The following is a 26,380-nucleotide window of genomic DNA, read 5'->3' on the forward strand; positions in this document are numbered from 1 at the left end:
TCCAGGGGCGATACAGCGGTGGAATTCCACGTACCGGATGAACTCGACCTTCAGCTGCTGCATGCTCTGGACATCGACGGCCGGGCCTCGTTCAGCCGGATCGGTGCCGTCCTGGGAGTCTCCGACCAGACGGTCGCCCGCCGCTTCCGACGGCTGCGCGCCGAGGCCGGGGTACGTGTCGTGGCCGTCCGGGACGTCCAACTCCTGCGCCAGGACACCTGGATGCTGCGGCTGCGCTGCACGCCCGACGCCGCGGACTCCCTCGCCCGGGCGCTCGCCCGCCGCCCCGACACCGCCTGGATCGGCCTCACTTCGGGCGGTACGGAAGTGGTCTGCATGACCCGGACGCGTACCCGCGGGGAACAAGACGAACTGATCCTCGGCAAACTCCCGCGCACCCCGAGCATCGTCGAGATCCGCGCCCACCAGCTGCTGCACCGCTTCTTCGGCGGCCCCTCGGGCTGGCTGGCCAAGAGCCGCGCACTCACCCGGGCCCAGGCCGACGCCCTGCGCCCGGTCATCGACGAGCCGCGTGACCCGGACGGCGTCACCAGCATCACCGCCGAGGACGAACCGCTGGTCACCGCCCTCGAACGCGACGGGCGGGCCACCTTCGCGCAATTGCAGCAGGCCACCGGCCGCTCGGAGTCGGCCCTGCGCCGCCGTCTGGACCAACTCCTGCGCTCCGGGGCGCTGTTCGTCGATGTGCAGTTCGACACCGACGTGTTCGGCTACGCCACCCGCGCCCTCCTGTGGATCACGGCGGCGCCCTCCGCACTGGACTCCGTCGGCCGCGCCCTTGCCACCCACCCCGAGGTGGCCTTCGCCGCCGCGACGGCGGGCCACTGCAACCTGGTGGCGGTGATCGTCTGCCCCGACACCGCCGCCATCTACCGCTACTTGAGCGAGCGGCTCGGGCGGCTGGAGGGCGTACAGCACGTGGAGTGCGCGCCGGTGCTGCGGACGGTGAAGCAACTGACGTACGAGGAGCGCCGCTGAGATTGCGGCAACCCGAGCTTCACCGTGCCCAGCGGTTGCCAGAGGAAGAAGACGCTCGTCGACTGCTGCGTGCTCACCGACTGCATGCCGGACTGCCGGACTGCCGGACTGCCGGACTGCCGGACCGCCCTCCGGGCTGCCGCTCCCGACTGTATTGTCCGTGAAGTCGACTGTATGCACGGGGGATTGGGGCGTGGGGCCGGTGCCGGCAGAGATCATCGCAGCCGCGGCAGGGATCGTCGGCAAAGTAGTGGCGAAGCCCGCGTCGGACGCCGCGCTGCGCAGGGAAGCGGTGATCCGTGCGCTGAAGCGGCTGCGTCTGGACCCGAAGCTGCCGCCCCGCGACTTCGACAGCCTGTATGCCTACGCGCTGATCGAGTACTGCTACGAGCTTCCGGCTCCGGTGCTCGCGTTCTTCCGTGACCCCTATGTGCTGGAGGCCTTCAGGCGGTCCTTCGACGGCGGGAACTGGTCGAGGCTGCGCCGGGAGGCGGCCGAAGCGCTGCAACGCAACGCGGAGACCGGCGAGTTCGGCCATGTGGGACACGGATTCGAGGAGCATGTCGACGGCTTCATCGCCACCTTCCAAGGTCTCGTGGACCGGAGCAGGGCGCCGCACGAGACGCGAATGGAGAACAAACTCGACATGCTGGCGCAAGTGCTCCGCGCCCGGGACGACGAGGAGACGCACCGCCAGCGCATCGAGCCCCTGAGGGCGGAAGCGACGCCCGCGGAGCGGCTGCGGGACGACGTACGGCCCTGGTTCGATGCGGTCGGCTACGAGGTCCGTCGCACCTGGCCGGCGGAGGACGGCAGCGTCGCCATGCTCGTCCATGTGCCCCAGCGGCGCCCCGGACGCTTCGAGACAGTGGTGGTGCTCTGCGTCGACGGCGAACTCGCCCCGCACCAACTGCGCATCCTGGAACGGCTGGTGGACGATCATCAGGCCGACGAGGGCTGGGGGCTGGCCCAGCTCAGAATCAGCGAATCGGCACGACGGCGCGCGGCAGAGGCCGGGGACAGGCTCTTCTGCTACACGTTCGACGAGCTGATCGAGCTGGAGGCGGACTTCGAGCCGTACATCACCTGGGTCGAGGCGGAGGTGCGGCGCCGCGGGATCGACACCCGCTATGTGCCGCTGTCCTGCCGCAAGGAGGAGATCGACCCCGCAACCGGGGAGATGCTCGACACCAGCGTGTACGACTGGCGCTCCGGTGGCCTGGACAGCTACGTCCAGGGATGGCTGAGGGAACCGACCAGGGAGCATCTGTCGCTGCTCGGCGAATTCGGGATGGGGAAATCGTGGTTCGCGCTCCATCTGGCCGGGGAACTGGCACGCGGCTGGCGCGACGCCAAGCGCAAGGGAGTGCCGCGGCCGCGGATTCCCCTGGTCATTCCGCTGCGGGACTATGCGAAACAGACCTCGGTGGAAGCACTGCTCTCGGAGTTCTTCTTCCATCAGCACGCCATCGGAATGCGCAGCTTCGAAGTGTTCCGGGTCCTGAACCGGATGGGGCGGCTGCTGCTGATCTTCGATGGTTTCGACGAGATGGCCGCCCGGGCCGACCGGAATGTCATGGTCGCCAACTTCTGGGAGTTGGCGAACGCGGTGGAGCCGGGCGCCAAGCTCCTGCTGAGCAGCAGGACGGAACACTTTCCGCATGCCCGGGAAGCGCGTGATCTGCTGAACGCGAAGCTGTCCACGGCGGCGTCGGCAACACCGGGCCAGGGCCCGGCCTTCGACATCGTGGAGCTGGTCCCGTTCGACGACGAACAGGTCGAGCTGATGCTCGGACATGTGCTGGACGAGGCCAAGGTCGCGTCGGTGATGGAACACCGCGACGTACGGGACCTGATGCGGCGCCCCGTGATGTCGGAGCTCGTGCTGGACGCGCTGCCGGAGATCGAGCAGGGCGCGGAGGTGGACCTGGCGAGGATCTATCTGTACGCGATCCGCAGGAAGATGGACCGCGACATCCTTGCGGAGCGCACCTTCACCTCCCGGGCCGACAAGCTCTACTTCCTGTGCGAAGTGGCCTGGGAGATGATCTCCACCGAGCGGTTGACACTGAACTACCGTGAGTTTCCAGAACGGTTGCGCGCCTGCTTCGGGGCGGCCGTGGCGACCCAGAAGGACCTGGACTTCTGGGAACAGGACATGCGGAACCAGGGCATGCTGGTCCGCAATTCCGAGGGAGACTACGGGCCCGCGCACAAGTCGCTTCTTGAATTCCTGGTCGCGTTCAAGTTCGCGGCGGAACTGGGAGTTCTCTCCGGGGACTTCCTGGAAATGTTCCCGGCGGAGGCGGAGGCGGAGGCACGGGAGGCCAAGGAGCGGACCTGGTCGGAATACTTCTCCGCCCGTGGCAGGGACGGGCGGCTGCCCGCGCTGTCACGGTTCTCCCCCGAGTCTGTCGACCGGCTCCGGAACTCCTTCGGAGCGGGCCCACTGGGGACGGAGGTCTTCGGCTTTCTGACGGCCATGACCGACGGCGGGCAGGAGGTGTGGACACTGCTGACCGACATCATCCGGGAAACGGCCAACGGCACACCGGAGGCCGGCTACGTCGGCGGCAACTGTGCGAATCTCGTGGTGGCTGCCGGGGGCGACTTCGACGGCGCGATGCTCGCGAGGACCGACCTGAGTGGCTTCACCCCCGCCGGATTCAACCTCACGGCCTCCATGAAGGGGGCGGATCTGCGGTCCGCGAACCTGTTGGAATCAAACCTGCCCGATGTGGTTCTCACGGGTGCGGATCTGCGCGGCGCCGCGCTCGAGGGTGAAGCGTTGATGCTCATGGACCGTGTGGTGACGCAGCTGATCGCTCACCCCGGCGGCGCGATCACCGCCCGGGCCGGCTGGGAGGTGTTCCACTGGCCCGACGGTGATATCGAGAGTGTTCCACTGCGCCATGACCTGCCCGATATGGGGGACAGCTGGGAATGGGGCAGGAGCTGCCGGATCCTTTCCTGGGGCCGGAACGACTGGGCGTACGCCAACGATGCCGTTGCGGCTGTCGTCGACTCGGTGACTGGGCAGCCCCGCCTCGACCTCCCGGCGAGCTCACTGGTGAGCCTGGTCTGGCACGGTACAACCGCAGTGCTGGTGCACCGGGAGGGTGATGCCCACGCGCAGGTGGTCGACCCGGTGAGCAAAGAGACTCTGGCAGAACTGACCGTTCCGGGCGATCCGGAGAATGCGGGCTTCGGGGTTCACCAGGACGGCATTTCGGCCTGGTCCCTCAAGGGTGATCTCTTCCGCGTCCATCTCTGCCGGACCGGGACAGCGGCATGGGAGAGCGTGTACCGCACTCGGCTGTCGAGCGGAAGGCGCACTGTCTGCAGCGATGCGCGCGGCGTGCTCGTTGACGACCACGAGGACGGCAGGGGTGTGGCAGTCGATCTGCGTAGCGGCCGGGTGCTCGAACTGGCCATGGACGACATCGAGTTGTCGGGCAACCTGTTCGAAGTGGCAGTCTCCGGTGACACGGGCCGAGTCTTCCTGGTCGGAGACCCCGGAGTGACCATCTGGGCTGCTCCAGGGGTGGCACCCGTCAAGCCTCTGCAGGTCACGAGTGCGCTGGGGGTGGCAGGAGTACATGTGACGGACGACGGAGAGCGGTTGCTGACCGGTTCCCACGCGGGCGAGGTCATGGTCCGGGACCCTGCGACGGGCGCGGCCCTGTCCCGCGTTTCCCTGAACCCGAACTTTCAGGGCGCCCGCTTCTCCCGTGACTGCGGCCTGGAACCCCATGTCCTCGACGCCATCGAGCTTGCCGGCGGCATCGTCACCGGCTGACAGGCCCGTGCAGCCGGTCGCCGGCCGCCAGGATCGCCGAGGCCAGCGCGTCCGCGGCCTCCTGGGAGGCGTCGCGGCGGGGGCCGTGCAGCAGGACGAAGTCCACGGTGCCCAGCTCCGGGAGACCGGCGCGGTCGGAGACCGGGATCAGGCCGGGCGGGATCAGACCGCGGGTGTGGGCCATCACTCCGAGGCCCGCGCGGGCGGCGGCGACCAGTCCGCTGAGACTGCCGCTGGTGCAGGCGATGCGCCACGGGCGGCCGTGGCGTTCCAGGACGTCGAGTGCGCGGGCCCGGGTGACGGCCGGGGGCGGGAAGAGGATCAGCGGGACGGGGCGGTCCGGATCGATACGTACACCCTTGGCCGCGATCCAGATCATGCGATCGCGCCAGACCAGTTCGCCGTGGGTGTCGCCCGCCTGCCGCTTGGCGAGCACCAGGTCGAGACGGCCCGCCGCCAGCCGCTCGTGCAGGGTGCCCGACAGCTCGACGGTGAGCTCCATGTCGACGTCCGGGTGGTCGCGGCGGAACGACTCCAGGATCTCGGGGAGCCGGGTCAGTACGAAGTCCTCGGAGGCCCCGAAACGCAGCCGGCCGCGCAGCCGCGTACCGGTGAAGAACGCCGACGCACGCTCGTGCGCCTGCAGGATCGTCCGGGCGAAGCCGAGCATCGCCTCGCCGTCCTCGGTGAGCTCCACGCTGTGGGTGTCGCGGGTGAACAGCTGCCGGCCGGTCGCGTCCTCCAGCCGGCGCACATGCTGGCTCACCGTCGACTGGCGCAGGCCGAGACGGTGGGCGGCCTGGGTGAAGCTCAGGGTCTGGGCGACCGCGAGGAAGGTACGCAGCTGCGCCGGGTCGTACATGGCTCGAGCCTAGGCTGCCCGCCCCTCCTGCCGCATGCATCGTCCGACCTGCACCATGGTGTGTCGCCGCCCGTATGCATGTCCTGCCGGGCGCGGCCGTCCGCCGTCAGCCGGCCATCAGCGTGCCCATCCACTCCTCGATCGCGTCCGGTGTGCGCGGCAGCGCGCCCGACATCAGCCGGGCTCCGTTCGCGGTGATGACCAGGTCGTCCTCGATGCGTACGCCGATGCCGCGCAGCTCCGGCGGCAGTGTCTCGTCGTCGGGCTGGAGATAGAGCCCCGGTTCGACGGTGAGGACCTGGCCCTCTTCCAGTACGCCGTCGAGGTAGGTCTCGGCGCGGGCCTTGGCGCAGTCATGGACGTCGAGGCCGAGCATATGACCACTGCTGCACAGGGTGTAACGGCGGTGGAGGTCGCCCTCGGGGCTCTTCAGCACGCCCCACTCCGTCAGCCCCTCCGCGATGACCTGCATACCGGCACGGTGGAAGTCACCGAAGCTCGCCCCCGGCCTCAGCGCCGCGATCCCCGCGTCCTGTGCGGCCAGGACCAGGTCGTACACCTGGCGTTGCACGGGGGAGTAGCGCCCGGACAGGGGGAGCGTACGGGTGATGTCGGCCGTGTACAGGGTGCCGGTCTCCACACCGGCATCCAGCAGCAGGAGCTGGGCGGGGTCCAGGGCGCCGTCGTTGCGGATCCAGTGCAGTACGCAGGCGTGCGCGCCGGAGGCGGCGATCGTGTCGTACCCCGTGCCGTTGCCTTCGGTGCGGGCCCGCAGTCCGAAGACGCCCTCGATCCAGCGCTCACCGCGCGGGTGGGCCAGTGCCCGCGGCAGCGTGCGTACGACATCCTCGAATCCGGCGGTGGTGTGGTCGACGGCGAGCTGTAGCTGGCCGACCTCCCAGGCGTCCTTGACGAGGCGCAGTTCGGAGAGCGCGGTGGCCAGGTCCGCATCGCGGGAGGCGTCGCGGCCCGGGGGCAGGCTGTCCAGGGTGTCCAGGTGCTCGCAGCGGATGCCGGTGAGCCGCTCCGCTTCGGCGAGGTCGGGGCGGCGGCCCACCCAGAACTCGCCGTACCGGCGGTCGCGGTAGAACTCGTCGCCGCCGCGCGAGGACCGCGGTCGCAGATACAGCACCGCCTCATGGCCGTGCGGACCGGACGGCTCCAGGACCAGTACATGACCTGGCTGGTCCTCACCGGTGAGTCCGGTCAGCCAGGCGTAGGCACTGTGCGGCCTGAACCGGTGGTCGCAGTCGTTGGAGCGGACCTTCAGCTGCCCGGCGGGTATCAGCAGCCGCTCGCCGGGGAAGCGCGCGGACAGCCGGGTGCGACGGGCCGGGGTGACGGCGTGGGCGGGGGCCCGTACGTCGGCGGGCAGGGGGGAGGCTGCCCAGCCGGAACTCATGAAGGCGGCCAACTCCGCCGAGACGGGCAGGTCGTGGCTGCCGGTACGGATCGGCCGGAGCGGGGTGGCGGGCGAGGTGTGAGGCTCTGGACGGTCGGCCATCGGGACTCCCTGGGTGGGCAACGCGGGGGTGGCTCAAGCAGAACGAGGGCGCAGAGGTCTTGTCAGTGCAATTTCACATTACTATGTTACGGGTCACATCGCGATATGACTGCCCGTCAATCCCCATACAAAACACGGCATTTCGTGATGTATCGCACCGCTGTCACACCCACCCCTCACCTCCCACAGAGGAGCCCACAGGTGTCCCAGCCCAGACCCCTGCGCAGAACGGTGCTCAGCCCCCTGCGCAAAACCGTGCGCAAAACCGTGCGCAAGCCCGTACGCAGACCGCTGCTCGCCGGAGCCATCACCGTCGCCCTTCTTGTCCCGCTGGGGCAGGCGGCTCAGGCTTCACAGCACCGCCAGGAGCCGTCCGCCACAGTCGCCGCCAGACCTGGACCGGCCTCCGCGGCCGCCGTCGCACCGCACGGCGACAACCCCCATGACGAGGTCGAACGCCTCGCCCGGGCACCCAGGCCGACCGTCGAACCCGTCCCCGCCCCGGGCGAGTTGACGCAGGGCCGAATACCCGGCCGTCAGGGCCCCCGCAAAGCCGCCGCCCGCGCCACCGCCACTCTCGGCGCGGCCCGGGTGCCCTGCACTCTCGACGGTGTCACCGGCCTCGGGCCGGAGCAGTTCGCGGACTTCCTCGCCGACCCGGCTGTCACGGCCGACGGCTGTCTCAGCGGCCTCATCTGGACGTGGGACGCCCGGCTCGTACCGATCATGTCGGACGCCCATGTCCAGGCCGTGAGCCGGCGGATCTCCTCGCTGGCCGCCGCCCACGACGGCCGTAACTCCACCCATCTGCTGGAGATGTTCACCTATCTCCACGCGGTCGCCTACCACGACCACTCGCGCAGCGAGATAGACATCACCGACATCCCGACCGCCGAGGCCATGCGGCGCGCCATCAACGCCTTCGGCACCGCGGCCCGCACGTTCGATGTCACCAAGACCAACGCCGAGTCCCTGCGCGAGGCCCTCTACGCCGGCAGCGCCCCGGGTCTGCGGCACAGCCAACTGGTGCTGATCAAGAAGGTCCTGGCCACGATGGACAGGTACCACAAGGGCCAGTACGACAACGCCTCCTGGGGTGGCGCGGCGCTGGCCGCCCTGTCCGTGAACTACCTCGGCGTCTATCCTGGCAACCGCGACACCGCGTTCCACGCCGTCGTCACCCAGAACGCCTCCTACCGGGCGGCGTTCAGGGCCTTCGCGCAGCACACCCACCTCAAGGGGACCGCCAACGAGTGGGTGGTCCGCGACGCGCTCGGCGAGTACGGCAGGTTCGGGCAGATCCAGGCCCTGAAGGCACAGATCGTGCCCGACCTCGGCGCCCTGCTGCCCGTCGCGCAGAGCAACTTCGGCCACGGCAAGGCTCCCTGGGCCTCGCTCGTCTCCTGGCTCAACTTCTACGAGGCATGCAAGCCGTACGGGGTCTGCAAGGAGGACATCGAGCGGCTGATCTTCCCGTACACCTACACGTACGACAACGGAGCCATCAAGGTCCGCACCGGGCTCGACCGTGCCACCGTCGATCAGCTCTACTACGCGAGCAAGCAGGTCAAGGCGCACTTCCACCGGGTGCTCGGCAGCCTGCAGCCGCTGGCCGGCGACACCAACACCTCACTCAACATCGTGCTCTACGCCTCCCGCGCCGACTACGAGAACTACCACCCGATCCTCACCGGGATGGGTACCGACAACGGCGGCGTCTACATCGAGCGCGGCGCCACCTTCTACACGTACCAGCGCCGGGTCCCGCAGGACTCCTCGCTCACGCTCGAAGAGCTCTTCCGCCACGAGTACGCGCACTACCTCAACGGCCGTTGGGCGGTGCCCGGTTACTTCGGTGAAGGGCCCTGGTACAGCGGGGACCGCACCACCGCGATGGACGAGGGCACCGCGGAGTTCTTCGACGGCGCCACCCGGGACGACGGCATCGCGGTCCGCAAGTCCCTGGTCCGGAGCGTCATGAACGACACGGCGGGCGGCGGCCCCCGGATGACCGTCGACCAGCTGTTGCACGCCACCTACGACGGGGACGGCTTCCGCTTCTACAGCTACGCGGGCACCTTCTTCGAGTACCTGTGGACCGAGCGGCCCACCCTGCTCCGTGAGATGTACCGGCTGCTGCGGGCCGACGACCCGGCGGGTTTCGACGCCTGGCGCAACCGCCTCGGTGACGACTCCGCACTCCAGCGCGGCTACGACAGCTTCCTGGACGCACAGATCGCCAAGGTTGACGAGCTGTTCGTGCCGAACACCACGTACACGCCCAACGGGCAGCTGAGGGACCACTCGGTGGCAGGGGTCCGCTCCCTCTTCACCACGGCCACGTACTCCCAGCCGGACTGTGCGGAGGAGGGCGAAGCAGGCAAGCGGCGCTTCACCTGCACCGGAAGGATCACCGCCAACCTCGCCGAGGCCGGCAACCCGGACCGGGTCTTCCAGGACATGTCCGAGACGGTCGACTACTTCATCCTCGACCGGGCCGGCGCCGCGTCCAACAATCTCGCCGACATGAACTGCTCCTTCGGCGAGGTGGAGATCTGGGCCAACGGCCGTTCGGGTACTGCTCCTTACCGCTGTGAAGGTCCACTGCGCAGCTGATCCGGCACGCCTCGGGGACCGGGTCGGCGCACCGCCGCCCGGTCCCTTGACCCTCTCTAGAAATGTGACATATTACTGTCGTGCCCAACAGACACACCCTGGACGCCGTCATCATCGGCGCCGGCGTCGTCGGAGCGGCCTGCGCCTACTATGCGAGCCGCGCCGGCCTCGCCGTCGCCGTCGTCGACCGAGGCTCCGTCGCGGGCGGTACCACCGGCGCCGGGGAAGGCAATCTCCTCGTCTCCGACAAGGAGGCGGGCCCGGAGCTCGACCTCGCGCTGCTGTCCACCCGACTCTGGCGCGAACTCGCCGAAACTCTCCCACCGGAGACCGAGTACGAGCCCAAGGGCGGTCTCGTCGTGGCGCCCGACGAGACCGCTCTCACCGCCCTTCGCGCTTTCGCCGAAGGGCAGCGCGCGGCAGGCGCCGAGGCGTACGAAATCCCTCCCGACCGGCTCCGTGACCTCGAACCCCACCTGGCGGACGGTTCGGCGGGCGGCTTCCACTATCCGCAGGACGCCCAGGTCCAGCCCGCCCTCGCGGCGGCGCAACTGCTGCGCGCGGCAGGTCTCCTGGGCGCGCAGACCTACCTCGGTGAAGCAGTCACCGGCTTCCTCACCTCACCCGGCGGCGAGATCCGAGGCGTACGCACCCCGCACCGGGAACTCCTCGCACCCTCCGTCGTCAACGCCGCCGGCACCTGGGGAGGAGCGCTGGCCCGGCTGGCGGGCACCGAACTGCCCGTCCTCCCGCGCCGCGGCTTCGTGCTGGTCACCGAGCCGCTGCCGCGCGTGGTACGCCACAAGGTGTACGCCGCCGACTACATCGCCGATGTCGCCAGCGGCTCGGCCGCCCTCCAGTCCTCCGCCGTGGTCGAAGGCACACCGTCCGGGCCCGTCCTGATCGGCGCCACCCGGGAGCGCGTCGGCTTCGACCGCAGCCTCTCCACCGAGGCGCTGCGCCGCCTCGCCTCCCAGGCGGCTGTGCTCTTCCCGGTCCTGAGAGAGGTGCGCATCATGCGTACGTACCACGGCTTCCGGCCCTATCTGCCCGACCATCTGCCGGCCATCGGCCCCGACCCTCGGGTGCCCGGTCTCCTCCACGCCTGTGGTCACGAGGGCGCCGGCATCGGACTCGCCCCGGCCACCGGGCTGCTGATCGCAGCGGCACTGCGCGGGGAACAACCGGCTCTGGGGCTGGGGCCGTTCCGGCCCGAGCGATTCGACCGGGCGGGAAGCGACCGGACGGGAAGCGGCCGGACGGGAGAGAAACAGTGACCAGAACCCCTGCCTCCTTGGTGCGTGCCGAGCCCGGCCGTCCGTACGAGATCACCTTCGACGGCCGCCCGATCGATGCCCTGCCCGGACAGAGCGTCGCCGCCGCCCTCTGGTCCGCGGGCATCCTGGCCTGGCGCACCACCCGTGAAGGCGGCGAGCCACGCGGCGCCTTCTGCGGAATCGGCGCCTGCTACGACTGCCTCGCGACCATCAACGGCCGCCCCAACCAGCGCGCCTGTCTCGTCCCGGCCCGTCCGGGCGACGCGATCACCACCCAGGAGGGCACCGGCCATGACGACCTCGCCGTCTGAGCCCGCCACCCCGGCCGATCTCGCTGTCGTCGGCGCGGGACCCGCCGGGCTTGCCGCCGCGGTCACCGCCGCGGACCTCGGGCTGCGAGTGACGCTGCTCGATGCGGGGGAGCGGCCCGGCGGCCAGTTCTACCGGCATCCCGCACCCGGTCTCGGGGCCGCCAGGCCCGAAGCCCTGCACCACGCCTGGCGTGCCTTCGCCGGGCGCGCCGACCGGCTGGAAACGCACCGGCGCGCCGGACGGATCCGCTGCCTGCCCTCCCACCATGTGTGGACCGTGGTGCGGGAAGGCGACCGCTGGACCCTGCACGCCGTTGCCGGGGTGGAAGAGACTTCCGCCGCGGTCCGCGCGTCCGCCGTGCTGCTCGCGACCGGAGCGTACGAGCGCCAGCTGCCGTTTCCCGGCTGGACGCTGCCCGGCGTGGTCGGCGCGGGCGGCGCACAAGCCATGCTCAAGTCCGGTCTGGTGCTGCCCGGCAGGCGCATCGTGGTGGCCGGCAGCGGCCCCCTGCTGCTGGCCGTGGCCGGATCGCTGGCGGCAGCGGGCGCCACGGTCCCCGCCGTTGTGGAAGCGTCCTCCTACCGGGCGTACGCCGCCGAACTTCCGTCCCTGGTCCGTAATCCGGGCAAGCTCGTCGAGGGCGCGGTGCACGGCGGCGCACTGCTCAGGCACGGGGTGAGGCTGCTCGGCAGGCATGCGGTCGTCGCCGCGCACGGCACCGACCGCGTCACGGCCGTCACCGTCGCGCGGGTCGACCCCGAGTGGCGGCCGGTGCCCGGCAGCGGGCGGCGCATTCCGTGCGACGCGGTCGCGGTGGGCCACGGTCTGCTTCCCCAGCTCGAGCTTGCCACCGCACTCGGCTGTGCCACCCGCAGGGCGGCGGACGGCACTGTCGCCCTGCGACTCGACGGCGAGCTGCGGACCTCCGTGGACGGCATCTGGTCGGCGGGCGAGACCGGCGGCATCGGCGGCGCGGAACTCGCCCTGACCGAGGGCGAACTGGCTGCCGTCTCCGTCGTACGCACGCTGCGCGGGACTCCGGCGCTCCACGGCACACCGGCCGCGGGCCGTATCGCGGCACTGGCCCGGCGCCGCAGGAGGCTGCGTGCCTTCGCCGACGCCATGGCGGCCGCCCACCGGCCGGGCCCCGGCTGGACCGGCTGGCTCGAGGACACCACCACCGTGTGCCGCTGCGAGGAAGTGCCGGCCGGAAGGATCAGAGAGGCCGTCGACCACCTCGGCGCGCACGACGTCCGCAGCGTCAAACTGATGACCCGCGCCGGTATGGGGTGGTGTCAGGGCCGGATGTGCGGAGCGGCGGTGGCGAGCCTGGCGGGGGACGAACCCGCCCCGGACCGGCGGCCGTTGTCCTGTCCGGTACCGCTCGCGCACCTGGCGGGCCTGCCGGGCCCGGCCGCTCCGGCCACCGCAGACCCGCAGAGCACGGACTGCTGACCGCGGTCAGCAGTCCGTGCTCTGCGGCAGCGGCTGCTCGCCCTTGTGGCCGCATCACACCCCCTAGTAAAATGTCACACCTCACTCTAGGAGATCCTATGGCACCCGCACCCCGTATGCGCCCCTGGCACGGCATCATGGTCGCTACCGCCCTCCCTCTGCGTGATGATCTCTCCGTCGACTACGACGCCTACGCCGAGCACGTCGCCTGGCTCATCGAGAACGGCTGCGACGGCGTCGTCCCCAACGGCTCCCTCGGCGAGTACCAGACCCTCACCGACGAGGAGCGCTCCCGGGTCGTCCGTACGGCCGTCGAGGCGGCGGGCGACGGGGACCGGGTGATGCCCGGCGTCGCCGCCTACGGCAGTACGGAATCGCGCCGCTGGGCGGACGACGCCGCCGAGGCGGGTGCCGGGTCCGTCCTCCTTCTGCCGCCCAACACCTACCGTGCCGAGGAGGAGGCCGTCGCCGGCCACTACGCCGAAGTGGCCCGCTCCGGCCTGCCCATCGTCGCGTACAACAATCCGCACGACACCCGGGTGGACCTCACCCCGCCCCTGCTGGCCCGGCTGCACCACGAGGGCAGCATCGTCGCCGTCAAGGAGTTCAGCGGAGATGTCCGCCGAGCCTACGAGATCGCCGAACTCGTCCCCTCGCTCGACCTGTTGGTCGGCGCCGACGACGTCCTGCTCGAACTCGCCCTGGCCGGCGCGGTCGGCTGGATCGCCGGCTACCCCAACGCCCTTCCCGCCACCTGTGCCGCCCTCTACCACGCCGCCGTCACCGGGGACCTGGAGTCCGCGCTGCCGCTCTACAAGTCCCTTCACCCGCTGTTGCGCTGGGACTCCAGGACCGAGTTCGTCCAGGCCATCAAGCTGTCGATGGATCTGGCCGGCCGCCCCGGCGGTCCTACCCGCCCGCCCCGCCTGGCGCTCACCGGGGAGCAGGAGGCATCCGTGCGCGCCGCCACCGGGAAGGCCCTCGCCGAGGGCATGAAGTAGCCGAGGACCTGAAGCGGCCGAGGACCTGAAGACGGACCTGAGGCGGCCGAAGGCCCGAAGCGGCAGACAGGGAAAGGATCCCCATGCGCACCCGCCACATCTACCACGCCGTCGACTCGCACACCGAAGGCATGCCGACCCGTGTCATCACCGGTGGCGTCGGCGTGATCCCCGGCGCCACCATGGCCGAACGACGGCTTCACTTCATCGAACACCTCGACCACATCCGCACCCTGCTGATGTACGAACCGCGCGGTCACTCCGCCATGAGCGGCGCGATCCTCCAGCCGCCCACCCGGCCCGACGCCGACTACGGCGTGCTCTACATCGAGGTCTCCGGGCTGCTTCCCATGTGCGGCCACGGCACCATCGGAGTCGCCACCGTCCTGGTCGAGACCGGCATGGTGGCCGTCACCGAGCCGGTCACCACGGTCCGGCTCGACACCCCTGCCGGGCTGGTGAGCGTGGACGTCGATGTCGAGGACGGGGCGGCGAAGTCCGTCACGCTCACCAACGTCCCGGCCTTCTGCCTCGCGCTGGACCGCAAGGCCGAAGTACCCGGACACGGCACCGTCACCTACGACATCGCGTACGGCGGCAACTTCTACGCCTTTGTCTCCCTCGAAGCCCTCGGTCTGCCCTTCGACCGGGCACACAAGGACGATCTGCTCGCCGCCGGGCTCGCCGTCATGGACGCCATCAACGCAACCGACCGTCCCGTGCACCCCGAGAACCCCGACATCGGCGGGGTCAAGCATGTCTACCTCGCCGCCCCCGGCTCCGACGCCGTACGTTCCCGGCACGCGATGGCCATTCATCCGGGCTGGTTCGACCGCTCTCCCTGCGGCACCGGCACCAGCGCCCGGATGGCGCAGCTGCACGCCCGTGGCGAACTTCCGCTCGATCGCGACTTCGTCAACGAGTCGTTCATCGGTACCGAGTTCACCGGCCGGCTCGTCGCGGAGACCACCGTCGGCGGTCTGCCCGCCGTCGTCCCCACGGTCACCGGCCGTGCCTGGATCACCGGCACCGCGCAGTACTTCCTCGACCCCTCCGATCCGTTCCCCGGAGGCTTCCTCCTATGACCGAGCCCACCCGCCCCGCCGGGACCGTGGTCCGCACCACCGACTACCACACCGCCGGTGAGCCCTTCCGTATCGTCGTCGACGGCCTGCCCCCGGTCCCCGGAGACACCGTGGCCGAGCGCTGTGCCGCCGCTGTCGGCGCCGGCGGTTCGGGCACCGCACCTCGCCCCGGGCCGCTCGACCGCATCCGGCAGCTTCTGGTGCAGGAGCCGCGTGGGCACGCCGGTATGTACGGCGGATTCGTCGTACCGCCCGACGACGACGGCGCCCACTTCGGTGTGCTGTTCTGGCACAAGGACGGGTACTCGACCGCGTGTGGCCACGGCACCCTCGCCCTCGGTGCCTGGGCGGTGGACAGCGGACGGGTCACCGCCCCCGACGACGGCTCCGTGCAGATCCGTATCGATGTCCCGTCGGGGCGGGTCGCGGCCACCGTCCATCGCGAGAACGGCCGCACCACCGCCGTCTCCTTCCGCAATGTCCCGGCCCGCGTGAGTGCCCGCAAGATCCCGGTCGCCACCAGTTTCGGCACCGCCGACGTCGATGTCGCGCACTCCGGCGCCTGTTACGCCTCGCTGCCGGCGGCGCAGCTCGGCCTCGACGTCGACCGCGGGTCGCTGCCCCAGCTCGTCCGCGCCGGACGCGAGATCCGCGCCGCCCTGGCCGGCCACCCCGCCACCTGGCATCCCGAGAGCCCGCTGCTGTCAGGTGTCTACGGGGTGATCCTGTACGAGGATCTGCCGGACACGGCCGCCGGTCCCGCCCAGGCGAACGTGACCGTCTTCGCCGAGGGGCAGATCGACCGCTCGCCGTGCGGGTCCGGCACCTCGGCCCGGCTCGCCCTGCTCGCCGAGGACGGCCGCCTGGGGCCCGGCGACACCCTGCACCACGAGTCGGTCGTCGGTACGGTCTTCAGCGGCCGGGTGATCTCCCGTACGGAGGAGGGCACGGTCACCGAGGTCACCGGAGCCGCCTACCGCACCGGCGAGCACACCTTCGTACTCGACCCGTACGACACCCTGGCGACAGGCTTCGAGCTGTGACGCGGCCGACGGTGCGCGCACGCCCGGGGGGTGCCGAGGAGTAGCGCCGCCGGGAGCAGGTCACCGCGCCCCGACGGCGAAACGTGACATTGTACGCTTGCCCTTCGGCGGATTCTCGGAGGACGTGCCATGGGCCACCTGAAGCAGCGCAATCTGATCACGGCCCAGGAGCGGTTGCGCGACCAGGTGGCCCACGCCCTGCGCGCAGCACTGGTCGCCGGTGAACTGCGCCCCGGCAGTGTCTACTCCGCGCCCGGCCTCGCCGCCGACTTCGGCATCTCCGCCACGCCGGTGCGCGAGGCGATGCTGGACCTCGCCCGGGAGGGTCTGGTCGAGCCCGTACGCAACAAGGGTTTCCGGATCACCGAGGTCAGCGAGCGCGACCTCGACCAGTACACCGAACTGCGGGCACTGATCGAGGTGCCGACGGTCGGCAAGGTCACCCGGACCGCGACCGTGGAACAGCTGGAGGAACTGCGGCCGGTCGCCGAGGAGATCGTGGTGCAGGCGCGCGAGCACAACCTCATCGGATATCTCGACGCGGACCGCCGCTTCCACCTCGGTCTTCTCGGACTGGCCGGCAATGAACGGCTGGTCGAGGCGGTGGGGGATCTGCGCAAGCGCTCCCGGCTCTACGGGCTCACCCGGCTCGACGAGCGGGGGCAGCTGATCTCCTCCGCAGAGGAGCATGTGGAGCTGCTGGATCTGATGGTGGCCGGGAACGGGACCGCCGCCGAGGAGTGCATGGCGCGCCATCTCGGACATGTCCGCTCGCTGTGGGCGCTCGCCCGTGACGAGCCGGTGGAGCCGCGCCCCAAGCGCAGCCTCGGGAAGAGCAGTCTCGGCAAGGGCTGACGGACACACACCGGGAGTGTCGGCCCCTGTTCGTCCGTGACGCGTCTGCTCGTCCGTGACGCATCTGCGGAGACATCGTGATCCGTGATGACAGTCAGTGCGGTGTACGGGATTCCCGATCGCCTGGTTCGGGAGGAGCATGGAGAGCACGCCCTGAACCGAGAAGCAAGTGGAGCACATGAGCCGCCGCACGCCGCAGTTGCCGTCCTGGCTGCCGATCGACCCGTACATCATGGCGCTGCTGGGAACCGTGGGACTCGCGGCACTGCTGCCGGCCTCGGGCGGAGCGGCCGATGTGGTCGGCGGCGCGTCGACCGGGGCCGTGGCTCTCCTCTTCTTCCTCTACGGCGCACGGCTGTCGACCCGCGAGGCGCTCGACGGGCTCAAGCACTGGCGGCTCCATCTGACCGTCCTCGCCGCCACCTTCGTGGTCTTCCCGCTGCTGGGACTTGCCGCGAAGGGGCTCGAGCCCGCGGTGCTGACGCCGCAGCTCTACAGCGGACTGCTGTTCCTGTGCCTGGTGCCGTCGACGATCCAGTCATCGATCGCCTTCACCTCCCTCGCGCGCGGCAATGTGCCGGCGGCGATCTGCGCCGGATCCTTCTCCAGCCTCGCCGGCATCCTGCTCACGCCTCTGCTGGCGGCGCTGCTGCTGGGCGGCAGCGGGGGCGGCTTCTCGGCGGACTCGCTGCTGAAGATCGTGCTCCAGCTGCTCGTGCCGTTCCTGGCGGGGCAGTTGCTGCGAAGAGGGGTCGGCGGCTTCCTGGCCCGCCACAGGAAGGCCCTCGGCCATGTCGACCGCGGCTCGATCCTGCTGGTCGTCTACACGGCCTTCAGTGAAGGCATGGTCGCGGGCGTCTGGCACCAGGTGACGCCGGTCAGGCTGGGCGCGCTGCTGGGCGTCGAGGCGCTGCTGCTCGCGGCGATGCTGGCGCTGACCTGGTACGGGTCGAAGCGGCTGGGCTTCGGCCGGGAGGACCGGATCGCGATCCAGTTCGCGGGGTCGAAGAAGAGCCTGGCGGCGGGACTGCCGATGGCGACCGTGCTGTTCGGGGCCCAGGCGAGCCTGGCGGTAGTGCCGTTGATGCTGTTCCACCAGATGCAGCTGATGGTCTGCGCGGTGATCGCCAAGCGCCGTGCGCGGGACCGGGATCCGCGAGCGGGGGAGTTCGGTGCAGGGGAGTCCGGTGCGGGGGACTCCGGTGCGGGCGAGGCAGGTGGGGCGCCGATGCCGATGAGCCCCGCGCCTGACAAGATCACCCGGTGACGACGACGTACGCCATACGCCCTTTCGGCGCCCGCCCCTGCACCCTGGTCGTCTGCCGCGGCTGCTGCTGCGGTGACGCGCGCAAGCATCCCGGCACCGACCACGAGGGCCAGTTGGCCAGGCTGCGCGAGGCGGCCGCCGCGTCCGGCGGGCGGCTCGCCGTACGGACCAGCGAATGCCTCGGTCCCTGCGGGCAGGCGAATGTGATCGTGGTCCAGCCCTCCACGGAAGGCCGCCGCCGCGGAGCCCGGGCCTCCTGGATCGGCTGGGCGCTCGACGACGACTGCATCGACGATGTCCTGGCCTGGGTGCGGGCGGGCGGGCCCGGCCTCGCCGAGCCGCCCGAGACACTGACGCTGCAACTGATCCCGGCCCCTTCCGAAGCCCGCCGCCGGGTCCGCTGAGTCACTGTCCTGCGACGATTCCGCAAAGCGGCGACACGAGTGATCGCGATCTGCTGAGATAGAAGCACGGTCGTGACGCGGGGGACGGACTGATGCGGCAGCACTTCGGGCACTTACTGGGGCTGCCCGCAGCCGTCCCACCCCTGCCCAGATCACCACTGGTCCCGGAGGCCGGCGAACTCTTCGCGGAGCAGCGCCGGCTGGGGCTGCGGCACGCGGTGGACGCGCTCTTTCCCGGCATTTCCGCGACAGCGGTGCGCTTCCGGATCCTGGACGGGCTGCAGGTGCCGGGCCGGGGCCGGCACTGGCGCCATGTGAACCGCGCGGCGCTCGCCGAGGCGCGCGACGCATGGCTCGCGGTCCCGGACACCGACCGGAGTTGCGTCACCTCCCTCTTCGCGCGCTACGACCGGATCCTCGCAAGCGACCCGATGGGACTGCGCCGGCTCGCCCTCTACGAACTTGTCGGACTGCTGCAGGCGCACCCGCGCGGCTGTGTCACCGAGGCCGCCCAGGAGCTCGGCACCGCTCCCGCCGAGGCCGAAGCCCTCGCACTCGCCGTCAGGACCGAACCGATGCGCACAGCCGATCTGCGCGAGAGCGCCGAGGCCATCGTGGACGCCTGGCGCGCACAACGGCTGCGCCGGGCGCAGGAGTACGCCACCGCGCTCGGTGACCCCGGCGGGGACCAGCGGCTCGGCCGGCTCCTGCGGCAGATCGGGCACCGTACCGGCCAGGTGAAGGCGCTCCTGGCCGACGGCTTACGGCTGGAGCGCACCGGCGACCCGGCCGCTGCCGCCGCGCTGCACCTGCGCGCGGCGCGGATCGCCGTCGACGAACCCGCGGCGGTGGAAGCCCTGTTACGCACCGCGTCGGCCGCAGCCGCAGCCTCCACCGGATCCGTCACCGCCCGGGTCCTGACCGACGGCATCCAGGTGGAGTGGTCGGGCGCCACCGGACCGTACCGGGTGCTGCGCGGACGACCGGGCCGGTGGACCGAACTGGCCGACGCCACCGGCCGTACCGCCCTCACCGACACCACGGCGCCGCTGGGCGAACAGCTTCGCTACGCGGTCCTCCCGCTGGACGGCGTGGACGGGCCGCGCATCCGGGAACTGCCCGCGGTCAGCGCCGCCGTCCTGTTCGCCCCCGAGGTCGCCGACCCCCGGCTGACCGACGCACGCGCACGCGTCACCGCCCGCTGGCAGACGCCGCCCCTGGCACGCGGCGTCCTCGTCGAACGGCACGCGGCGCAGCCCACAGCCGTGACGGCGGACCGCGACGGCTTCACGGACGCCCCACTGGGCCCGGGAGAGCACCGCTACACGATCCGCTGCCGCTACCGCACGGCCGACGGTGCAGAGACGACGTCGGCCGGTGTCACCGTGTGCGCCACCGTGCACCGCTGGCCCGAGCCCGTCACCCGGCTCGATGTCGCCCCGGGGGAGCACCCCGGCAGTCTCGCCGCCGACTGGACCGGAGGCACCGGAGCCGAGGTGCGCCTTGTCGACCTGCCCGGTCCCGTCCCCGCGCAGGGCGCCGACGTGCCGGTGCGGGACCTGCCCGCCGAGGTGGTCTGGGGGCGCAGCCCGGGCGCGCCCACGCCCACCCCGCGCACCGAGGGCAGACACCGCCTGGAACTGTGGCCGCCGCGTGGCACCCGAGCCCGGCTGACCGCCGTGAGCGTCCTCGGCGACCGGGCCTGCGTCGGCCCCTCGGTGAGCATCGAACTGCCCGCCCCCGTCGAGAACCTGGCAGTGAGCCGCGATGTGCCCGACGAGGCGCGGGTCACCTTCGACTGGCCGGGCGACGCCGACTGCGTACTGGTCCGCTGGGAGCAGTCGGGCGAGGAACACCGCAGGACCGTCACCAAGTCGGCCTACCGGACCAGAGGAGGCCTCGAGCTGACCGTCACCCCCGCCGGGGCCCGCTTCCGAGCCGCCCCCGTCACCCTCGCCGACGCCGATGTGCTGATCCCCGTCGAGGCCGGGGCGCCGGCGCTCCTGCCGCCGTATCTGGCCGTCTCGTACGACGTGGTGAAACCGCGCTGGCGGGCGGGCCGTCGGCGCCGTGTGATCGTACGCACCGAGTACGCGGACGCTGCCGGTTCCGACGGCGGCCCGGATCTGCCCGACCTCGTACTGGTCGCCCGCGCCGGTGGGGGGACCGGCAGGATGGCGCCGCCCCGTCCCCGCAATCCGAAGGACGGAGCCACCGTGCTGCGACTGAGCGGTGCCGAGATCGGCCGGGGCGCCCCCGTCCAGCGGGACGTGGACGTGGCGGTGCCGGGCGAGAGCCCGCCGTACAGCCTCCGCGCCTTTCTGCTCGGCCCACGCGCGGACTCCGCGCGACTCGAAGAACCCCCGCACGAACGCTTGGTGGTGCGCTGACGTGACAACCGTCATCTGTCCTTACTGCTTCGCCCGCGGACCCGCCTCCCGGCTTCGCTACCGCTGTCTGATGACCCGCACCGGCGTCCGTGGCGGCAGGCAGCCCTGCTCGCCCCAACGCGACGACACCTGGGCGGAGTTCAAGGGCAGCGCTGTGGCGCCCCAGGCCCGGATGCGCGGCCCCGTCTTCGATGTCGGGCGGCGGCTGGGGCTCGGCGGAAACCGGGCCGGGTGCCCCCACTGCGGGGTGCTCACCCCGGTCCGGGTCTGCACCTCCTGCCACAGTGACCTGCCCAGCGACTACTGCGACCAGGACAGCCGCATCATCGCGCTGGTCGGCGCCAAGGCAACCGGCAAGAGCACCTATGTCACCGTCCTGGTCAACGAACTGCGCCACCGCGTCGGCAGCGCCTACCGGGGCGCCCTGGCCGCCATGGGCAGTGACACCCAGCGCCGCGACAAGGAGATGGCGGCCGAGCTGTACGACCGGCTGCACCTGCCCGGAACGACACCGCCGGCCGCGCTCGGCTTCAACGAGCCGCTGCTGTACCGCCTCAGCCTGCCCAGCGCCGGACGGTTCGGCGACGGTACCCGGCACACCGCGCTCGTCTTCTTCGACGCGGCCGGCGAGGATCTCGGGGACGCGGAGGCCGTGGACCGCTACACCGATTACCTCGCCGCCGCCGACGGCATCATTCTTCTCGTCGATCCCCTCCAGCTCCCCTCCGTACGAGAGGAACTGCCGACCGGCGAAGGGCCGCCACTGCCGCGTGTGGAGACCTCGCCGCAGCAGATAGCCGCCGACATCGCAGGACAGCTGCGCGGCCACGGACGGCGCGGTGCGCGCGGCAAGGTGTCCACCCCGGTGGCCGTGACGCTGACCAAAACCGACATGGTCAGGCCCCTGCTGCCGCACCAGTCGCCGCTGCTGCGCAACGCCCGTCATGACGGCGGGACGTTCGACGACGCCGGACGGATCGCCGTGCACGAGGAGGTGCGCTCCCTGCTGGAGGGCTGGGACGGCGGTGAACTCCACCGTCGGCTCGACCGCGACTTCGCCGATATCTCCTTCTTCGGGCTCTCCGCGCTCGGCTCGTCGCCGCCCGCCACCGCACCGGCCGATGTGCCCAAGTCGGGCCCTCAGCCGGTCCGGGTCGAGGACCCGCTGCTCTGGCTGCTGGCCCGGCGCGGCCTGCTGCCCGTACGCAAGACCAAGGGAGGCGGCTCATGAACAGCAGCACCCACCTGCCCCAGCTGCACTACACCTCCGCCGCGCCCGGGCCCGACGGCTCCGGATTCCGTTTCACCGCGGTGAGCGAGACCGTACCCGCCAATCTGCTGCGCGAGATCGAGCAGCTCGTCGGATACGAGCCGCCGCGCGACGCCCCCAGCCGTCCCTCGGCGAGTGAACTGGGCCTGTTTCCCGCAGCGTTCACTCACAGCACGCTCTCGGACGGCAGCCGGCTGCTCTGCCGCAGCGTCTACACCGGAGCGGACTACAGCGGCCGCTACGGCAACTTTCATGCCCACGCGATCTGGCTGCCGGGCGACGAACCCGTTCCTTCCGGACTGCTCCCCGTGGAGCTGTGGGAATCCCCCTCCTGGTCCCGGGGCACGCCGGACGGCGGCCGCCCCGAGCCACTCACCGCACTCCCGCCGGGCCGTCGCATGGACCGGCCGGGACTCACCGCCTTCGCCGCCGCCAGGGCCGAGCGGCTGCCTGCCTTCCTCGCCGATGTACGAGCCCTGTTCGCCGCGCCCGACGCGCCTCAGCTGATCGTCGTCGAACGCGACGCGCACCACATCATGCAGTGGATCGCCCTGGCCAGCGCCGTCCTGCCGCGCGAACTGGCGGACCGGCTCACCTTCACCTCGTACACCCGGCGCCCCCTCCAGGCGCGGCAGCAGATCGTCGGGATCTTCCCCGACGCGGACTTCACCTTCTCCGGCGGCGCCGACCACCGCTATCGCGTCCACGACAGCACCGGCGGCGCGTCCGGCCCCGCCCGCGAGGACGGCTGGGCGTCGGTCGCCGCCCGCGTCTGGACCGCGGGGCTGCCCAAGCTGTTCACCGCCGCGGAGAAGCTGCCGCCCGAAGGCGCGGACGGCGGGCCCTTCGACCACGGCCGGCTTGCCGCGGTCGCCGCCGCCGAGTGTGTGGCCCTCGACTCGGCGGGCCGGGCGGCGGCGGCTCGTTGGGCCACCCGCCACGGGCCCGCCCACGACGCCGAGTTCTGGGGCCCGCTGCTGGCCACCCTCGCCGAGGGAGGCGACCCCCGGACCTCGGAGGAGTGGCTCGCCTTCGGCCCCCTCGCCGCACAGCTCGGACGGATGGCCGACCACGCGGCGACCGCATCGCTCAAGGAGGAGCTGCTCGGCACCCTGGCATCGGTCGGCCGGGCCCCGCTCGACCTGGTCCTCGCCCTGCTCGATCTGGCCGACGCGCTCAGCGTGGAGACCACGGGAGTGCTGCCACTCCTGGCCGAACGGGCCTCCGCCGCGCTGCTCGGCGCGCAGAGCTCGCACAGCGCGCAGAGCTCTCCCGGCGCGGCGAGCTCTCCCGGCGCGGCGAGCGCGCACAGTGCGGCGAGTGCGGACGAGGACCCGGCCGCCGTCGCCGCCGCGCTCGGCCGCCACCCCGGTATCCGCGGCGCCGTCCTGGGCGAACTCGACCTGGCCGCTGCCTCCGGCGACCCGGTCCGCCTCGCCGCCGTCGTCCGCGGCGCCATGCCGGACGTGGATCTCACCGACACTCCCCATCTGCGCATGGGCGAGGCGGCCGGGCGCCGACCGCCGGGCGACGACGACCCGGTACGGGCCTTCCACGCCCTGGTCGCCGAAGCGGGGCACGCGTACAAGGGCCGCCCCGCCGTACTGCGCACCGCCTACCGGCTGGCCTGGGCGGAGCGTCCCATCACCCCGGGACAGGCACGGTTCCTGCTCAACCAGCTGCCGCCGGACTGGCTTGCGTCGTCCGGTATCGAGCGCCGGGTGACCGAGGCGGCCCTGGCGGCGCCCGCCCGCGATCCCGACGCTCCCGAACTCGCCGCCGACCTGCTGCGCTACACGACCGGCGCCCTGGAGCCGCGCACCCGCAGCGCTCTCTCCCTGCTCGCCCTCGCCGGGCAGATCGCCGACGGCCGGGCCACCCCCGGCTTCACCGAGCAGTCCGTCGCCCTGTGCCGGATGACCACGCCCCTGGAGCCTGCCATCGCCGAGCGGATCGGCGGCGCCATCGCCGGCACGCTGCTGTCCCCCCAGCCGCCGCCGGGCGAACTGGAGCAGCTCGCCCGCTCGGGCGACCCGGACCTGCTCGGCGCCTATCTGGCCATGGCCCGCGGTGACACGGTGCTCGGCCGGCTGCGCACGTCGCCCTCCTATGTCGCCGCGTGCTTCTTCCACTGGTCCAGCGGCCCGGGTCTCAACTCCGCATGGGAGAGGACCCGCACCACGCTCCTCGCCGATGTGCTGCGCCCTGTCGTGCGCCGGCTGCCCCCGGAGGCCGTCGCGGAAGTCGTACGGCACCTGGAGCGGCCGGGCGGCCGGTGGGCCCGCGACTTCCAGGAGTGGAACCGGCCGGGCCGGATCGCCCGGCTGGGCGGCCGGCTGCTCGGCCGTAAACCGCCCGAGACGCCCCCGGGACCCGGCTCGCCGGGCACCACCGCTCCCGGTGAGGAGCGCCGCCGATGAGCCCATGGCTGTCGTACCCCCTCCTGACCTTTGCGGCCTTCACCGGCGTCATCGCGCTCTTCGTGGCGCTGTACGCCTTCCCGGCCGCGGCAACGAAGGCCGTCGCCGCCATCGGGCGGCGGCTGGGCCCGTGGCGGACCGGCGCCGCCGACCCGCGCATCGTGCCCGTGTCGCAGGACGAGCCCGCTCAACTCTCCTACTGGGCACGCCAGGTGCTCGAGGACGTCGCCAGCGCCGTCGCCACGGCGGTGTCGGTCCTGCGCCGGAGGCTGGTCACCGAGTGGCTGGGCACCTCCGCCAGGAACCTGCTGCGTGGACGGCGCCCCTCCTCCAGCCCGGGCGAAAACGCCTTCACGACCACCGTGATGACGCTCACCGGCCCCGGGTTCGGCCTCGGGGCCGTCGTGGGAGCGAGTGCCGCCGCGCTCTTCCTGATACTCGTCCTCCTGCTCTTCGGGGCACTCCTGGCGGTGGTGTCGGGGGCCCTCGCGGCGGCGGCGCTCGCCCTGCGCGGCCTGGACCGGGCCGGGCTGCTGGTCCGCAGGATCCGTATGAAGTGCCCGTACCCGGGCTGCTACCGGCCGATCGATCTGCCGGTCTACCACTGCCCCGACTGCACGGCAGCCCACCGCAGGCTGAGGGCCGGCCGGTTCGGCGTGCTCAGGCGGGTCTGCGCCTGCGGAAAGCGTCTGAACACCAGCTTCCTGACGGGCCGCCACAAGATGATGTCGTACTGCCCGCACTGCGATCTCGCCCTGCCCGGATCACTCGGCACCATGCGGATCGTGCATGTGCCGATCGTCGGCGGCACCTCGTCCGGCAAGACCATGCTGATGGCCGCGATGGTGGCCGGGCTGCGCTCCTGGTCGGACCGCGGACAGCTCTCGGTCGACTACGCCACCTCCGAGGACCAGCGTGAACTGCAGCGGCTCAAGAGCCAGTTGGACCAGGACGGCTGGGTGCAGAAGACGGCCGCTCCACAGCCCAGGGCGTTCATGCTCCAGGTCACGCGCGGGCGGCGACGCCGGCTGCTGTATCTGTACGACCCGATGGGGGAGACCTTCGGTGACGCCGGTGTCGTACGGGAACAGCAGTACCTGGCACACGCCGACGGTGTGGTGCTCGTCGCCGACGTCCTCGCGGAACCGGAAGTACGCCGGGCGCTCGGCGGGAGCGACGCCCGGCGCACCGTCGACGCGCGCCCCTCGCCCGAGGGGCCCAAGGACACCTACGACCGGCTGGCGGGCGAGTTCGCCGCGATGTCCGGCCGCCGCGCCAGGACCCCGGTCGCCACCGTGGTCACCAAACGCGACGTACTGGACCAGCTGGACTCGCTGCCGACGCCCGGGACCCGGATCGACGAGTGGCTGACCCGGATCGGTCTGGGGGACCTGGTGCAGAGTCTGGGACACGACTTCGGCGACACCCGCTACTGGGCGGTAAGCGCTCAGGCGGCCACCGGCGCCGGAGCCCTCGACGGGGAGAGCCGACGGGCCGCCGAGTCCGTTCTGTGGCTGCTCTCCAGAACCGGACTGCCCGTCAAACCCCTGCTCACCAGTGAGGCGGCGAAGCGATGACGGACGCAGCCCGCAGGTCTGGGGTCGAGGCCGACGGCAGAGTACGGAGGCGCCGCGGATGAGTTACGTACCTGATCACACGGCACGTCAACGGCGTGTCGTGCTCGGCCTGTTCATTGTGGCGGTCGTCATTGCCGCCGCTGCCGTGCTGTTGACAGTAGGACTGCTGCTGACCCGGACGCTGCCCCAATGAGGGCCCGCCCGCGCACAGCGGCAGGGAGGAGGACATGCAGTGAGTGACATT

19 protein-coding genes are annotated in these 26,380 nt (G+C 71.4%); 17 read left to right on the plus strand and 2 right to left on the minus strand.

Annotated elements, in window-relative coordinates; translation table 11 throughout:
* Positions 1-18: 18 nt before the first annotated feature.
* Positions 19-999, plus strand: coding sequence for an Lrp/AsnC family transcriptional regulator (locus OG883_RS10940; protein ID WP_266538345.1), 981 nt, complete (start codon positions 19-21; stop codon positions 997-999).
* Positions 1,000-1,192: 193 nt separating this feature from the next.
* Positions 1,193-4,798 carry an NACHT domain-containing protein gene (locus OG883_RS10945; RefSeq protein ID WP_266538348.1) on the plus strand — a complete coding sequence of 1,202 codons (3,606 nt, stop codon included), beginning with the start codon at positions 1,193-1,195 and terminating at the stop codon, positions 4,796-4,798.
* On the opposite strand, the gene OG883_RS10950 is transcribed toward OG883_RS10945, so the two are convergent.
* Together OG883_RS10950 and OG883_RS10955 are read right to left on the minus strand one after the other, a co-directional pair.
* Positions 4,788-5,660, minus strand: a complete 873-nt coding sequence (locus OG883_RS10950; protein ID WP_266538351.1) for a LysR substrate-binding domain-containing protein — start codon at positions 5,658-5,660, stop codon at positions 4,788-4,790. The genes OG883_RS10945 and OG883_RS10950 overlap by 11 nt on opposite strands.
* A gap of 106 nt (positions 5,661-5,766) precedes the next feature.
* Positions 5,767-7,164, minus strand: coding sequence for an aminopeptidase P family protein (locus OG883_RS10955; RefSeq protein ID WP_266538354.1), 1,398 nt, complete (start codon positions 7,162-7,164; stop codon positions 5,767-5,769).
* Positions 7,165-7,431: 267 nt separating this feature from the next.
* On the opposite strand from OG883_RS10955, the gene OG883_RS10960 reads away from it, so the two are divergent.
* The 15 genes from OG883_RS10960 to OG883_RS11030 all read left to right on the plus strand — a co-directional run bounded on the left by OG883_RS10960 (position 7,432) and on the right by OG883_RS11030 (position 26,329).
* Positions 7,432-9,780: a collagenase gene (locus OG883_RS10960; RefSeq protein WP_266541407.1), complete on the plus strand. Its 2,349-nt coding sequence runs from the start codon at positions 7,432-7,434 to the stop codon at positions 9,778-9,780.
* 80 nt (positions 9,781-9,860) lie between these two features.
* The gene (locus OG883_RS10965; protein ID WP_266538356.1) at positions 9,861-11,057 is read left to right on the plus strand and encodes an FAD-binding oxidoreductase; all 1,197 of its coding nucleotides are present in this window, start codon (positions 9,861-9,863) and stop codon (positions 11,055-11,057) included.
* Positions 11,054-11,368 (plus strand): (2Fe-2S)-binding protein, encoded by a 315-nt coding sequence (locus tag OG883_RS10970; protein ID WP_266538359.1) that lies wholly within the window; start codon positions 11,054-11,056, stop codon positions 11,366-11,368. Before OG883_RS10965 ends, OG883_RS10970 begins: the two co-directional genes overlap by 4 nt.
* On the plus strand, positions 11,349-12,824 hold the full coding sequence (locus OG883_RS10975) for an NAD(P)/FAD-dependent oxidoreductase (protein ID WP_266538362.1): 1,476 nt from the start codon (positions 11,349-11,351) through the stop codon (positions 12,822-12,824). The genes OG883_RS10970 and OG883_RS10975 overlap by 20 nt, the downstream gene beginning before the upstream one ends.
* A 98-nt stretch (positions 12,825-12,922) precedes the next feature.
* Positions 12,923-13,825, plus strand: a complete 903-nt coding sequence (locus tag OG883_RS10980; RefSeq protein ID WP_266538364.1) for a dihydrodipicolinate synthase family protein — start codon at positions 12,923-12,925, stop codon at positions 13,823-13,825.
* An 83-nt stretch (positions 13,826-13,908) separates the two neighbouring features.
* Positions 13,909-14,910, plus strand: a complete 1,002-nt coding sequence (locus OG883_RS10985) for a proline racemase family protein (protein WP_266538367.1) — start codon at positions 13,909-13,911, stop codon at positions 14,908-14,910.
* Positions 14,907-15,953 carry a proline racemase family protein gene (locus OG883_RS10990; protein ID WP_266538369.1) on the plus strand — a complete coding sequence of 349 codons (1,047 nt, stop codon included), beginning with the start codon at positions 14,907-14,909 and terminating at the stop codon, positions 15,951-15,953. Before OG883_RS10985 ends, OG883_RS10990 begins: the two co-directional genes overlap by 4 nt.
* Positions 15,954-16,082: 129 nt before the next feature.
* The gene (locus OG883_RS10995) at positions 16,083-16,808 is read left to right on the plus strand and encodes a GntR family transcriptional regulator (RefSeq protein ID WP_266538372.1); all 726 of its coding nucleotides are present in this window, start codon (positions 16,083-16,085) and stop codon (positions 16,806-16,808) included.
* Between the two features lie 178 nt (positions 16,809-16,986).
* The gene (locus tag OG883_RS11000; protein WP_266538374.1) at positions 16,987-18,075 is read left to right on the plus strand and encodes a bile acid:sodium symporter family protein; all 1,089 of its coding nucleotides are present in this window, start codon (positions 16,987-16,989) and stop codon (positions 18,073-18,075) included.
* Entirely contained in the window at positions 18,072-18,479 is a 408-nt protein-coding gene (locus OG883_RS11005) for a (2Fe-2S) ferredoxin domain-containing protein (protein WP_266538377.1), read from the plus strand. The genes OG883_RS11000 and OG883_RS11005 overlap by 4 nt, the downstream gene beginning before the upstream one ends.
* 92 nt (positions 18,480-18,571) lie before the next feature.
* Positions 18,572-20,869, plus strand: coding sequence for a hypothetical protein (locus tag OG883_RS11010; protein WP_266538379.1), 2,298 nt, complete (start codon positions 18,572-18,574; stop codon positions 20,867-20,869).
* Positions 20,870-20,939: 70 nt separating this feature from the next.
* Positions 20,940-22,100: a hypothetical protein gene (locus OG883_RS11015; RefSeq protein ID WP_266538382.1), complete on the plus strand. Its 1,161-nt coding sequence runs from the start codon at positions 20,940-20,942 to the stop codon at positions 22,098-22,100.
* Complete coding sequence (locus tag OG883_RS11020; RefSeq protein ID WP_266538385.1) at positions 22,097-24,559, plus strand: GTPase-associated protein 1-related protein; 2,463 nt, start codon at positions 22,097-22,099, stop codon at positions 24,557-24,559. The genes OG883_RS11015 and OG883_RS11020 overlap by 4 nt, the downstream gene beginning before the upstream one ends.
* Positions 24,556-26,136: a hypothetical protein gene (locus tag OG883_RS11025; protein ID WP_266538388.1), complete on the plus strand. Its 1,581-nt coding sequence runs from the start codon at positions 24,556-24,558 to the stop codon at positions 26,134-26,136. Before OG883_RS11020 ends, OG883_RS11025 begins: the two co-directional genes overlap by 4 nt.
* 58 nt (positions 26,137-26,194) lie before the next feature.
* Entirely contained in the window at positions 26,195-26,329 is a 135-nt protein-coding gene (locus OG883_RS11030; RefSeq protein WP_266538391.1) for a hypothetical protein, read from the plus strand.
* Positions 26,330-26,380 lie beyond the last annotated feature (51 nt).

The organism is Streptomyces sp. NBC_01142 (genome assembly GCF_026341125.1).
Taxonomy (GTDB): Bacteria; Actinomycetota; Actinomycetes; order Streptomycetales; family Streptomycetaceae; genus Streptomyces.

Excerpts from the sequence above, each read along its gene's own strand:
- OG883_RS11010 (WP_266538379.1), top strand. The coding sequence starts at position 18,572 with ATGCGGCAGCACTTCGGGCACTTACTGGGGCTGCCCGCAGCCGTCCCA.
- OG883_RS11030 (WP_266538391.1), top strand. The coding sequence starts at position 26,195 with ATGAGTTACGTACCTGATCACACGGCACGTCAACGGCGTGTCGTGCTC.
- OG883_RS10980 (WP_266538364.1), top strand. The coding sequence starts at position 12,923 with ATGGCACCCGCACCCCGTATGCGCCCCTGGCACGGCATCATGGTCGCT.
- OG883_RS10995 (WP_266538372.1), top strand. The coding sequence starts at position 16,083 with ATGGGCCACCTGAAGCAGCGCAATCTGATCACGGCCCAGGAGCGGTTG.
- OG883_RS10955 (WP_266538354.1), bottom strand. The coding sequence starts at position 7,164 with ATGGCCGACCGTCCAGAGCCTCACACCTCGCCCGCCACCCCGCTCCGG.
- OG883_RS10990 (WP_266538369.1), top strand. The coding sequence starts at position 14,907 with ATGACCGAGCCCACCCGCCCCGCCGGGACCGTGGTCCGCACCACCGAC.
- OG883_RS11025 (WP_266538388.1), top strand. The coding sequence starts at position 24,556 with ATGAGCCCATGGCTGTCGTACCCCCTCCTGACCTTTGCGGCCTTCACC.
- OG883_RS10985 (WP_266538367.1), top strand. The coding sequence starts at position 13,909 with ATGCGCACCCGCCACATCTACCACGCCGTCGACTCGCACACCGAAGGC.
- OG883_RS11020 (WP_266538385.1), top strand. The coding sequence starts at position 22,097 with ATGAACAGCAGCACCCACCTGCCCCAGCTGCACTACACCTCCGCCGCG.
- OG883_RS10950 (WP_266538351.1), bottom strand. The coding sequence starts at position 5,660 with ATGTACGACCCGGCGCAGCTGCGTACCTTCCTCGCGGTCGCCCAGACC.
- OG883_RS11000 (WP_266538374.1), top strand. The coding sequence starts at position 16,987 with ATGAGCCGCCGCACGCCGCAGTTGCCGTCCTGGCTGCCGATCGACCCG.
- OG883_RS10975 (WP_266538362.1), top strand. The coding sequence starts at position 11,349 with ATGACGACCTCGCCGTCTGAGCCCGCCACCCCGGCCGATCTCGCTGTC.
- OG883_RS11015 (WP_266538382.1), top strand. The coding sequence starts at position 20,940 with ATGACCCGCACCGGCGTCCGTGGCGGCAGGCAGCCCTGCTCGCCCCAA.